This window comes from Ensifer sp. GW101-20A05 (genome assembly GCF_059424735.1).
In genome coordinates, this window is record NZ_JBWKZT010000012.1 from 99,110 (window position 1) to 111,582 (window position 12,473).

Annotated in this window: 10 protein-coding genes; 9 read left to right on the plus strand and 1 reads right to left on the minus strand. The window is 61.8% G+C overall.

Going from position 1 to position 12,473, the window contains the following annotated elements; all coding sequences use genetic code 11:
- Positions 1–15 precede the first annotated feature (15 nt).
- The 9 genes from dusB (at position 16) to hflX (ending at position 11,559) form a co-directional block, all read left to right on the plus strand.
- Positions 16–1,059 (plus strand): tRNA dihydrouridine synthase DusB, encoded by a 1,044-nt coding sequence (gene dusB, locus AC070A_RS25325; protein ID WP_057255674.1) that lies wholly within the window; start codon positions 16–18, stop codon positions 1,057–1,059.
- Positions 1,056–2,207 carry a two-component system sensor histidine kinase NtrB gene (locus AC070A_RS25330; RefSeq protein WP_093232389.1) on the plus strand — a complete coding sequence of 384 codons (1,152 nt, stop codon included), beginning with the start codon at positions 1,056–1,058 and terminating at the stop codon, positions 2,205–2,207. The genes dusB and AC070A_RS25330 overlap by 4 nt, the downstream gene beginning before the upstream one ends.
- Positions 2,204–3,658, plus strand: coding sequence for a nitrogen regulation protein NR(I) (gene ntrC / locus AC070A_RS25335; RefSeq protein WP_057255678.1), 1,455 nt, complete (start codon positions 2,204–2,206; stop codon positions 3,656–3,658). The genes AC070A_RS25330 and ntrC overlap by 4 nt, the downstream gene beginning before the upstream one ends.
- Positions 3,659–3,879: 221 nt before the next feature.
- Positions 3,880–6,150: a sensor histidine kinase NtrY-like gene (locus AC070A_RS25340; protein WP_058320586.1), complete on the plus strand. Its 2,271-nt coding sequence runs from the start codon at positions 3,880–3,882 to the stop codon at positions 6,148–6,150.
- Complete coding sequence (gene ntrX / locus AC070A_RS25345; protein WP_057255682.1) at positions 6,140–7,504, plus strand: two-component system response regulator NtrX; 1,365 nt, start codon at positions 6,140–6,142, stop codon at positions 7,502–7,504. Before AC070A_RS25340 ends, ntrX begins: the two co-directional genes overlap by 11 nt.
- A 47-nt stretch (positions 7,505–7,551) precedes the next feature.
- Positions 7,552–8,928: a Trk system potassium transporter TrkA gene (trkA, locus tag AC070A_RS25350; protein WP_057255685.1), complete on the plus strand. Its 1,377-nt coding sequence runs from the start codon at positions 7,552–7,554 to the stop codon at positions 8,926–8,928.
- Between the two features lie 11 nt (positions 8,929–8,939).
- Positions 8,940–9,803, plus strand: coding sequence for a D-amino-acid transaminase (locus AC070A_RS25355; protein ID WP_057255686.1), 864 nt, complete (start codon positions 8,940–8,942; stop codon positions 9,801–9,803).
- A gap of 109 nt (positions 9,804–9,912) precedes the next feature.
- Positions 9,913–10,155, plus strand: a complete 243-nt coding sequence (hfq, locus tag AC070A_RS25360; RefSeq protein ID WP_003535434.1) for an RNA chaperone Hfq — start codon at positions 9,913–9,915, stop codon at positions 10,153–10,155.
- A gap of 78 nt (positions 10,156–10,233) precedes the next feature.
- Positions 10,234–11,559, plus strand: coding sequence for a GTPase HflX (hflX, locus tag AC070A_RS25365; RefSeq protein ID WP_057255688.1), 1,326 nt, complete (start codon positions 10,234–10,236; stop codon positions 11,557–11,559).
- 80 nt (positions 11,560–11,639) lie between these two features.
- On the opposite strand, the gene mazG is transcribed toward hflX, so the two are convergent.
- Entirely contained in the window at positions 11,640–12,473 is an 834-nt protein-coding gene (mazG, locus tag AC070A_RS25370; RefSeq protein ID WP_113736716.1) for a nucleoside triphosphate pyrophosphohydrolase, read from the minus strand.

Sequence of the window (12,473 nt, forward strand, 5' to 3'; positions counted from 1 at the left end):
TAGTGCAGGAACAACATGTGCCTGAAAGATATGCATTTGCCAATTCCGGCTCTTTCGTCTCCGCTCCGGATAGGGACTATCGAACTGCGCAATCGCGTTGCGCTCGCCCCCATGTCCGGCGTTACCGATCTGCCGTTCCGGCGGCTTGCATGGCGTTATGGTGCCGGCTTCGTCGTGACCGAGATGGTTGCAAGCCGCGAACTGGTCGGCAATGCGTCTGAATCGTGGGCGCGGCTCAAGAACTCCGGCATCAAGCCGCATATCGTTCAGCTTGCCGGCCGTGAGGCCCATTGGATGGCGGAAGCCGCCAAGATAGCTGCAGACAATGGTGCCGATATCATCGACATCAACATGGGATGCCCGGCCAAGAAGGTGACGGGTGGCTACTCCGGCTCGGCACTCATGCGCGATCCCGATCACGCGCTGTCGCTGGTTGAGGCGACAGTCGATGCCGTCGAAGTGCCGGTGACGTTGAAGATGCGGCTCGGCTGGGACGAAAACTCGATCAACGCGCCGCTGATTGCCAAGCGCGCCGAAGACGCCGGGGTTAAGGCGATTACCGTGCACGGCCGTACACGCATGCAGTTCTACAACGGCAAGGCGGATTGGGATGCCATTCGCCCGGTCCGCGAGGTCATTACCGTCCCCCTGGTCGCCAATGGCGACGTGGAGACGATCGCCGACGCGCAAGAGATTCTCCGCCGGTCGGGCGCTGATGCCGTCATGGCCGGGCGTTCGTCGCAGGGGCGCCCGTGGCACGTCGGCTTTCTTGCCGGTGCCGTTGAGCACCCGTCGCAGGCGGAGATCGCCGATATCTTTGCGGAGCACTACGAAATGATGCTCGAATTCTATGGTGTCGACGTGGCCGTGCGGCACGCGCGCAAACATGTCGCCTGGTACCTTGACCGCTTTGCCCCTGATATCGCAGGCACGGAAAAGGCAGCGATCCTGACATCGACTGATGCCCGTTTCGTCTGCGACAGGGCAAGCGCCGTGATACTCGACGCGGCTCCGGCCAAGCTGGACGGCGAGGCGGTCGCGGAAGGAATGGCCGCATGACCGAGAAACCGAGCATTCCCGATACGGCCGCAAACGGTCTGTCGATGGCGGTTCTGAACGCCATTCAGAATCCGGTGATTCTGGTCGATGCCAATGGTTTGGTCGCGTTTGCCAACTGGGAAGCCGAATCGTTTTTCGGCGCGAGCGCCAATCATCTGGCGCGCCACAACATCAGCGCCTTCATCCCCTTCGGCAGCCCGCTCTTGACCCTGATCGAACAGGTGCGCGAGCGCAAGGCGCCGGTCAACGAGTACCGCGTCGACCTGAGTTCGCCGCGTCTCGGCGCCGACAAGCTCGTCGATCTCTATGTCGCCCCGGTCCTTTCCGAGCCAGGCTCGGTCGTCGTCGTCTTCCAGGAGCGCTCGATGGCCGACAAGATCGACCGGCAGCTTACCCATCGTGGTGCTGCCCGTTCGGTGACGGGGCTTGCCTCGATGCTGGCGCACGAAATCAAGAACCCGCTTTCGGGCATCCGCGGTGCCGCCCAACTGCTGGAAACCTCCGCCAATGACGAAGACAGGGCGCTGACACGTCTGATCTGCGATGAGACCGACCGCATCGTCTCGCTGGTCGATCGCATGGAGGTGTTTTCCGACGAGCGCCCGGTGGATCGCGTGCCGCTGAACATCCATTCGGTGCTCGACCATGTGAAGGCGATCGCCAAGGCCGGTTTTGCCCGACACATCAAGTTTGCGGAGAACTACGATCCGTCTCTGCCGCCCGTTTATGCCAACCGCGACCAACTGGTTCAGGTGTTCCTGAACCTGATCAAGAATGCGGCCGAAGCGATCGGCGACCGCAGCGATGGCGAGATCGTGCTGACGACGGCCTACAGGCCGGGTATACGCCTGTCGGTAGCCGGGACGCGCGAGAAGATCTCGCTGCCGCTGGAATTCTGCGTGCACGACAATGGACCGGGCGTGCCGTCCGACCTGCTGCCGCTGCTCTTCGATCCTTTCATTACCACCAAGACCAACGGTTCCGGCCTGGGGCTGGCGCTGGTCGCCAAGATCATCGGTGCCCATGGCGGCATCGTCGAATGCGACAGCCAGCAGAACCGCACCACTTTCCGTGTCCTGATGCCGGCCTCCAAAGGCCAGGCAGCGGATGAAGACGACATGCCGATGACAAAAGGAAGCCTTGCATGACGGGTGCCACGATCCTCGTTGCGGATGATGATGCCGCCATTCGCACCGTGCTGAACCAGGCGCTGAGCCGCGCCGGCTACGATGTCCGCATCACCTCCAATGCGGCGACGCTCTGGCGCTGGATCGCAGCGGGCGACGGCGATCTCGTCGTGACCGACGTTGTCATGCCCGACGAGAATGCCTTCGATCTCCTGCCGCGCATCAAGAAGGCGCGCCCCGATCTGCCGGTGCTGGTCATGAGTGCCCAGAACACCTTCATGACGGCGATCAAGGCTTCGGAGAAGGGTGCCTACGACTATCTGCCCAAGCCCTTCGACCTGACCGAATTGATCGGCATCATCGGCCGGGCGCTGTCGGAGCCCAAGCGCCGGCCGGCCAAGCTCGACGACGACACCCAGGACGGTATGCCGCTGGTTGGTCGTTCGGCGGCGATGCAGGAAATCTACCGGGTGCTGGCGCGCCTGATGCAGACGGACCTCACCCTGATGATCACCGGCGAGTCCGGCACCGGCAAGGAACTCGTCGCCCGCGCGCTGCACGATTATGGCAAGCGACGCAACGGTCCGTTCGTTGCGATCAACATGGCGGCGATCCCGCGCGATCTTATCGAATCGGAGCTTTTCGGCCACGAGAAGGGCGCCTTCACCGGTGCCCAGGTGCGCTCGACTGGTCGTTTCGAACAGGCCGAGGGCGGCACGCTTTTCCTCGATGAAATCGGCGACATGCCGATGGACGCACAGACCCGCCTGCTGCGCGTGCTGCAGCAGGGCGAATACACGACCGTTGGCGGCCGCACGCCGATCCGTTCGGACGTGCGCATCGTGGCGGCGACCAACAAGGACCTGAAGCAATCGATCAATCAGGGCCTGTTCCGCGAAGACCTCTATTATCGCCTCAACGTCGTGCCGCTGCGTCTGCCCCCGCTGCGTGACCGCGCGGAGGATATTCCGGATCTCGTTCGTCACTTCGTCCAGCAGGCCGAAAAGGAAGGGCTCGACGTCAAGCGCTTCGATCATGAAGCGCTGGAACTGATGAAGGCGCATGCATGGCCGGGCAACGTGCGCGAGTTGGAAAACCTGGTGCGGCGCCTGACGGCACTTTATCCACAGGACGTGATCACCCGCGAGATCATCGAAAACGAGTTGCGTTCCGAGATACCGGACAGCCCGATCGAAAAGACCGCGGCGCGGCCCGGATCGCTCACCATTTCGCAGGCCGTCGAAGAAAACATGCGCCAGTATTTCGCAAGCTTCGGCGAAGCTTTGCCTCCGGCCGGCCTTTACGATCGCGTGCTTGCCGAAATGGAGTATCCGCTGATCCTTGCGGCGCTCACCGCAACCCGTGGTAACCAGATCAAGGCGGCCGATTTGCTCGGCCTCAACCGTAACACGCTGCGCAAGAAAATCCGCGAACTCGGTGTTTCGGTCTATCGCAGCTCACGCAGCGCTTGACTTGGACACGGCCACCGTTGCATTTTCGCCACAATGCGTTGCTTGAACGTGTGACGATCGCCGAATCGCGTGTCGTTGCCGTCTCGTTCAATCGATTTGACCCAATTGATTGACTGGGGGTGCAACGCGGCAGCCCTTTGGGCGGCGAGGTCAACCTTTGACCAGAGAATGCTAGCAAGTGATGCCGTCGCCGGCTGGCGCCGGTTGGGGGAACGCTTTTCATGGTGGACGCAATGGCCTTGCCGCTGGGCACAGATGAGGGACTCGCGGCGCAGGACCGGCGCGCGTCCTTTGCCCTGCCGGGGCTGATGCTGGCGACCGGCGCCTTGATCTGCGCCACTGTCTCGCTGCTCGTTCTTCTCGGATTGACGCCGATACGGCTCGAGCGAAATGTCGTCATCGCCTGCGCTGCCATCAACAGCCTGTTCGTCGTTGGCCTGATCTATCTGATCGCCCGCGAAATCCTGCGGCTGCTACGCGCCCGACGCAAAGGCCGCGCCGCCGCGCGCCTTCACGTGCGCATCGTTGCGCTGTTTTCGATCGTGGCGATCACGCCTGCGGTTCTTGTCGCGATTTTTGCCAGCATTACGCTCGACGTCGGCCTCGATCGCTGGTTTTCGCTGCGGACGCAGGCGATCGTCCGCTCGTCGATCAACGTCGCCCAGGCCTATGTGCTCGAGAATGCCAGCTATCTGCAGGGTCAGACGGTGTCGATGGCCAACGACCTCGAACGCAACCGGCAGCTCTACAGCCTCGACCGCACCGGTTTCACGGAACTCATGACCCGCCAGGCGCGCGGCCGCGGCATGCTTGGGGCATTCCTGGTTCGTGCTGATGGCAGCGCTATAATTCAGGCCAACATCTCCACGGACCGTCCGCTGCCCTCCATTCCGCCGGACGCACTGAAAAGCTCGGTATCCGGTCAACCGACACTGATTCCGCCAGGGGTCACCAACCTTGTCGGGGCCGTTATTCCGCTCGACGACATTCCGGGCACCTATCTCTACACGGTTCGCAATGTCGATCCGGAAGTGATGCGCTCGCTGCGGCTGATGGAAGAGAACACGGCCGAGTACAAGATGCTTGAGGCCGGTCGAACCTTCACGCAGATCGCCTTCGGTGTTCTCTATATCGGGTTTGCGCTCATCGTTCTCCTGGCTGCGATCTGGACCGCGATCGCGGTTGCCGACCGGATCGTCCGGCCCATTCGCCAGTTGATCGGCGCTGCCGACAGTGTCGCCTCCGGCAATCTCGATGTTGTCGTGCCGGTCCGTGCCGTCGACGGCGACGTTGGTAACCTGTCGCGCACCTTCAACAAGATGGTCTCGGAAATCCGCAGCCAGCAGGAACAGATCCTGGAGGCCAAGGACGAAGTCGATCATCGCCGTCGTTTCATCGAGGCTGTTCTTTCAGGCGTGACTGCGGCGGTGATCGGTGTCGGGCGCGATCGACAGATCACCATCGTCAACTCGTTTTCCGAAGAGTTCCTGAAGAAGGCGGCGCCTGAACTCCTCGGCGCGGACCTGCGCACGGTAGCGCCGGAGGTCGAAGAGGTTCTGGTGGAGGCCGAAAGCCGCCATCGCAACGACTACCGCAAGCAGATCAATATCATGCGCAGCGGAACCGAGCGGACGCTGAACGTTCAGGTGACGCGCGAAGAGGGTGGCGAAGCGAACGAATCCTACGTCATCACCATCGATGACATCACCGACCTCGTCATCGCTCAGCGCTCGACCGCCTGGGCCGATGTCGCGCGCCGCATCGCGCACGAGATCAAGAACCCGCTGACGCCGATCCAGCTCTCCGCCGAACGTCTGAAGCGCCGTTATGGCAAGCAGATCAACCAGGAAGACAAGGCTATCTTCGACCAGTGCACCGATACGATCGTGCGCCAGGTAGAAGACATCGGTCGCATGGTCGACGAGTTCTCGGCTTTCGCGCGCATGCCGAAGCCGACCAAGGAAAAGGCGGATCTCCGCACGATCCTGAAGGATGCGATGTTCCTGCGCGAGATGGGCAACAATCACATCGATTTTGTGCGGGACCTCGGCGAAGAGCCGCTCGAGGGCCTGTTCGACGGGCGCATGCTCGGTCAGGCCTTCGGCAACATCGTCAAGAACGCGGTCGAATCGATCGAGGCGGTGCCGGCCGATGCGGCGCGCGGCCATCCGAGGATCGTCGCGCGAGCACGAACCGACGTGGCAACGGGCCGCTTCGTTGTCGATATCATCGACAACGGCAAGGGGCTGCCGACGGAGAACCGGCACAGGATTCTGGAGCCATACATGACGATGCGCGAGAAGGGCACGGGCCTGGGACTCGCCATCGTCAAGAAGATCATTGAGGACCATGGCGGACAATTAGAGTTGCACGACGCGCCAGCCGATTTTGACGGCGGTGTCGGGGCGATGATCCGCGTGGTCCTGCCGCCTGCCGGAGAAACCGGGGGCGAAGACAGTTTGAAGGATAAGGGTGCGAGCGATGGCCGCTGATATTCTGGTTGTGGACGATGAGGAAGATATCCGCGAGATCGTGTCGGGTATCCTCTCTGACGAAGGGCACGAAACCCGCACCGCCTTCGACAGCGACAGTGCGCTGGCGGCGATCAGCGATCGCGTGCCGCGCCTGGTCTTCCTCGATATCTGGATGCAGGGAAGCCGGCTCGACGGCCTGGCGCTGCTCGATGAGATCAAGGGGCGCTATCCGGACCTCCCCGTCGTCATGATTTCCGGTCACGGCAATATCGAGACCGCCGTCAACGCCATCAAGCGTGGCGCCTACGATTTCATCGAGAAGCCCTTCAAGGCCGACCGGCTGATCCTGATTGCCGAGCGGGCGCTGGAAAACTCGAAGCTCAAGCGTGAAGTCTCGGAGCTGAAGAAGAAGTCCGGCGATCCGGTCGAACTGATCGGGACGTCGGTTGCCGTGTCGCAGCTTCGTCAGACGATCGAGAAGGTCGCGCCGACCAACAGCCGCATCATGATCCAGGGGCCGTCCGGATCGGGCAAGGAACTGGTCGCGCGGATGATCCACCGCAAGTCGACGCGGTCGACCGGTCCCTTCGTGGCGCTGAACGCGGCGGCGATCACGCCGGACCGCATGGAAATTGCGCTGTTCGGAACCGAGGGAACGCCGGGACAGCCACGCCGCACTGGTGCGCTCGAGGAAGCCCATGGCGGCATCCTCTATCTCGACGAAATCGGCGAGATGCCGCGCGAGACGCAGAACAAGATTCTGCGGGTGCTCGTCGACCAGCAGTTCGAGCGTGTCGGCGGTACCAAGCGCGTCAAGGTCGATGTCCGGATCATCTCCTCGACCGCCTACAATCTCGAAAACATGATCTCCGAGGGCCTGTTCCGCGAAGACCTGTTCCACCGGCTTGCCGTCATTCCGGTGCGCGTGCCGGCGCTCGCCGAGCGGCGCGAGGATATTCCGTTCCTCGTCGACATGTTCATGCGCCAGGTCAGCGAACAGGCCGGCATTCGTCCGCGCAAGATCGGCGACGATGCCCTGGCCGTGCTCCAGGCCCACGACTGGCCCGGCAACATCCGCCAGCTTCGCAACAACATCGAGCGCCTGATGATTCTTGCCCGCAGCGACGGTCCGGACACGCCGATTTCCGCAGACATGCTGCCGACGGAGGTGGGCGATACGCTGCCGAAGATCTCCGCGCAGGGCGACCAGCACATCATGACGTTGCCGTTGCGCGAGGCTCGCGAAATGTTCGAGCGTGATTATCTGATCGCGCAGATCAACCGATTCGGGGGTAATATTTCCCGTACGGCGGAATTTGTCGGAATGGAGCGGTCGGCGCTGCATCGCAAGCTCAAATCGCTGGGCGTCTGAGGCATTTTTCCGGCCATCGCGGCAGTGCTCCCAGCTGAAAGTACGACATGAAGGTAGTCATTTGTGGTGCGGGCCAGGTGGGGTACGGCATTGCCGAGCGGCTCGCGCAGGAAGATAACGACGTATCGGTGATCGATACCTCGGCGACGCTGATTGCCAACATCACCGAGAGCCTCGACGTGCGCGGCTATGTCGGCCACGGTGCGCATCCGGATGTGCTGGCCAGGGCCGGCGCCGACCAGGCCGACATGCTGATTGCCGTCACGCTCTCCGACGAGGTCAATATCGTCGCCTGTGAAGTGGCCCATGCGATCTTCAACGTGCCGACGAAGGTCGCGCGCATCCGGGCGCAAAGCTATCTCGCGCCCGAGTATTCGAACCTGTTTTCACGTGAGAACGTGCCGATCGACGTCACCATCTCGCCCGAAGTCGAGGTTGGGCGGCTGGTGCTGCGCCGTATTTCCTTTCCCGGCGCGATCGACGTCGTGCGTTTCGCCGAAGATCGTATCGCCATGGTCGCCTTCGAGTGCCTGGAAGATTGCCCGGTCGTCGGCACGCCGCTCCAGCAGCTGAGCGAACTGTTCCCCGATCTGCTTGCAACAGTTACCGGCATCTTCCGCAACGGCAAGGTCATGGCGCCGCATTCGGATGACCAGCTGCAGGCCGGCGATATCGCCTATGTCGTTTGCGACCGGGACCACGCCCGCCGGACCTTGGCGCTCTTTGGCCATGAGGAGCAGGAAGCGCGGCGCATCATCATCTTCGGTGGCGGCAATGTCGGCTACTTCGTTGCCAAGGCCATCGAGGAGCATCAGCCGCGGACCCGGGTGAAACTGATCGAAAGCGATCGCGACCGGGCGGTGGTGATGGCGGATAAGCTGAGCAACACGGTTGTGCTCAACGGTTCGGCGATGGATCAACGGATTCTGGCCCAGGCTGACGTTCAGGATGCCGATCTCGTGGTGGCGCTGACCAACAACGACCAGATCAACATTCTCGGCAGCATGATGGCGAAGCGGCTGGGCGCCAAGTCGACGCTGGTGCTGATCAACGAACCGTCCTATCAGGATTTTGCCGGCACGGCTGGCGTCGACGCCTATGTGAACCCACGTGCCGTTACCATCTCGCGCGTGCTGCAGCATGTCCGCAAGGGGCGCATTCGCGCGGTCTATGCGGTGCAGAAGGGCATGGCCGAGGTGATCGAGGCCGAAGCGTTGGAAACCTCGCCGCTGGTTGGCAGGGCCCTGCGTGACCTCGATCTTCCCGAAGGCATCCGCATCGGTGCACTCTATCGCGACAAGACGTTTATTCGTCCGGACGGCAATACAAAGATCAAGGCGAAGGACCGTGTCGTGCTCTTTGCCACCGCCGATGCCGTACGGCACGTCGAACAGCTTTTCCGCGTCAGCATCCAGTACTTCTAGGGCCGAGATCCATGCCGAGAATTGCCTATGTCAACGGTGCCTACGTGCCGCATGCCGACGCCGGCATCCATATCGAAGACCGCGGTTATCAATTTGCGGACGGCGTCTACGAAGTCTGCGAGATACGCCATGGTTACATCGTCGATCTCAACCGGCATCTCGATCGCCTCGACCGTTCGCTTCGTGAACTGCGCATCGACCGGCCGATGAGCCGGGCGGCGCTCGTGCATGTGATTCGAGAGGTGGTTCGGCGCAACCGGGTCCGGAATGGTCTGTTCTATATCCAGGTCACGCGCGGCGTGGCGCGCCGTGACCATGTGTTTCCGGCCAAGGAGACGATGCCGACGATCGTGGTGACGGCGAAGCGCATCGATGCCGAGGCCATCGCCAAAAAAGCGACGCATGGGATCGCCGCGATCACCGTACCGGAAAACCGCTGGGACCGGGTGGACATCAAGTCCGTCGGGCTCCTTCCCAACGTGCTCGCCCGCCAGAAGGCGAAGGAGGAGGGTGCCCAGGAGGCAATTTTCGTCGATGCCGATGGCACGGTGAAGGAGGGCGCCGCGACCAATGTCTGGATCGTCGATGGCGACGGAACCCTGCGCACGCGTCCGGCCGAGCACGGAATCCTGAAGGGTATCACCCGCACCACCCTGATGGATGTGGCGGGGCCACTTGGGCTCAAGGTCGAGGAGAGAGCGTTCTCGGTCGAGGAAATGCTCGCGGCGCGCGAGGTCTTCATTACCGCTGCCACCAGCATCTGCTTTCCGGTGATTTCGGTGGACGGCAGGCCGATCGGCAATGGGCATCCGGGAAGCATAGCACAGAATATTCGTGAAGCCTTTTTCGGCGTTGCGGAAAAGACATTGATTTGATACCAAACTTAAAGAGGTGTCGGGGAAGGTACTTGTGGCGTCTCTGATTGCAGATATCGACAAAAATGCACCGGCGCGAAACGCCGGCAAATAAGAAAGAAGCGGCGCGATGGCGGAACGTTCTCAAAACTTGCAGGATCTCTTTCTCAACACGGTCCGCAAGCAAAAGATTTCATTGACAATTTTTCTTATCAACGGTGTCAAGCTCACCGGCGTCGTGACGTCTTTTGATAATTTCTGCGTCCTGTTGCGTCGCGATGGCCACTCGCAACTGGTCTACAAGCACGCAATCTCGACCATCATGCCCGGCCAGCCGCTGCAGATGTTCGAGAACGAAGAAGCTGCATCCTGACGGGACGTTAGGCACATTACCAAGCGGGATTCAAAGTCGTCGTCGATCATTCCGGAGCTCGAGAAGCTCCGCGACGACATGCGCGCGGTTGTCATCGTTCCGGTCTTGAAGAAGACCGGAAGGCAGTCCGCAGACATCCTCTCGACGACAACGACGCGTACCGACGAAAGTCGCCTTGAAGAGGCGACCGGTCTGGCGATGGCGATCGATCTGGAAGTCGTGCATGGCGCCATCGTTCCGGTGTCGCAGCCCAAGCCAGGCACGCTGCTCGGCAGCGGCAAGATCGAGGAAATCGGTCACATCCTCGTCGAGCTCGATGCTGGCCTGGTGATCGTCGACCATCCCTTGACGCCGGTGCAGCAACGCAACCTCGAAAAGGAATGGAACGCCAAGGTCATCGACCGGACCGGCCTCATTCTGGAGATTTTCGGTCGCCGCGCCTCCACCAAGGAAGGCACGCTGCAGGTCGATCTCGCCCATCTCAATTACCAGAAAGGCCGCCTGGTTCGAAGCTGGACCCACCTTGAGCGTCAGCGCGGTGGTGGCGGCTTCATGGGCGGTCCGGGTGAAACCCAGATCGAGGCGGACCGGCGCTTGCTGCAGGACCGCATCGTCAAGCTCGAGCGCGAGCTGGAGCAGGTCCGCCGCACCCGGCAGTTGCACCGTTCCAAGCGCAAGAAGGTGCCGCATCCGATCGTCGCTCTCGTCGGCTATACCAACGCCGGCAAGTCCACGCTTTTCAATCGCATGACCGGGGCGGGCGTTCTGGCCGAGGACATGCTGTTTGCGACGCTCGATCCGACACTTCGGCGCTTGAAGCTGCCGCATGGCCGCATGGTCATCCTCTCCGACACGGTCGGGTTCATTTCCGATCTGCCGACGCACTTGGTCGCCGCCTTCCGTGCGACGCTTGAAGAGGTGCTGGAAGCGGACCTGATCCTGCATGTGCGCGATCTCTCCGACCCGGACAACCAGGCGCAGGCAAGTGATGTACTTCGCATTCTCGCCGATCTCGGCATCGACGAGAAGGAAGCCTCCGAACGGCTCATCGAGGTCTGGAACAAGATCGACCGGCTCGATACCGAATCGCGTGAGGCGCTGCAGAGCAAGGCGGCAACCTCGGGCAATACGGTCGCCGTTTCCGCCATCACCGGTGAGGGCGTCGATGAGCTGCTAGGCGAAATTGGTCGCCGCCTGTCAGGCGTGCTGACCGAATGCACCGTCGTGCTCGGCATCGATCAGCTGCAGCTTCTGCCCTGGGTCTATCAGCACGCCATCGTCGATGGCCGTGAGGACCTGGAGGACGGGCGTGTGAGCCTTGAACTCAGGCTGACCGAAAACGAGGCCGCCGATCTGGAACGCCGCCTCGGAAACGGGCCAAAGCCGGTTGAGGAAGACTGGTAAGCCTGCGCTTCCGATTCGCTCACTGTTGACCTCAGCTTTCGCGCGAGGGAACGCATAGGATATATGCGTTCCCGATTGCCTTAGCCGAGTTGCCGCTCGATCGCCTTCGCCGCCTGCCAAAGCTCTTCCATCCGCTCGAGCGTCGCGCCATCCAGCGTCTCGCCGGCGTCGCCGAGTTCGCGCTCGATATGGGCGAAGCGGCGGCGGAACTTGGTGTTGGTTCCGCGAAGGGCCATTTCCGGATCGGTCCCGACATGACGGCCGATATTAACCACCGCAAAAATCAGGTCGCCCAGTTCATCGCTGACCTTGGCGCGGTCCTTTTCGCGCAGCGCCTGGCGCAATTCGCCGATCTCTTCCTCGATCTTATCGAGAATAGGCTCGGGCTCCGACCAATCGAAACCGACCTTGGCAGCCCGTTCCTGCAGCTTTAGGGCCTCGACCAGTGCCGGAAACGAGCGCTGGACCGAGCCGAGATGGCTGGCGGCGGCGTCTGGAGCAAGGCCCCGCTTGGCGCGCTTTTCCTGCCGCTCAGCCTTTTCGGCCTGCTTGATCTCGTCCCACTGCAACTTGACCGCCTCGGGCGTGTCGGCATCGGAACGCGCAAAGACATGCGGATGGCGGCGGATCATCTTGCGGGTGACCGCTTCGACGACATCGCCGAAGGCGAAGTCACCAGCTTCCTCCGCCATCCGGGCATGGAACACCACCTGCAGCAGCAGATCGCCGAGTTCGTCGCAGAGGTCGTGCATGTCGCCGCGCTCGATGGCATCGGCAACCTCATAGGCTTCTTCGATCGTGTAGGGTTTGATCGTCTCGAAAGTCTGGACGATGTCCCAGGGGCAACCGGTTTCCGGCTGCCGGAGTGCTGCCATAATATCGAGCAGGCGTTTTATATCGCGTGAAGGTTCCAT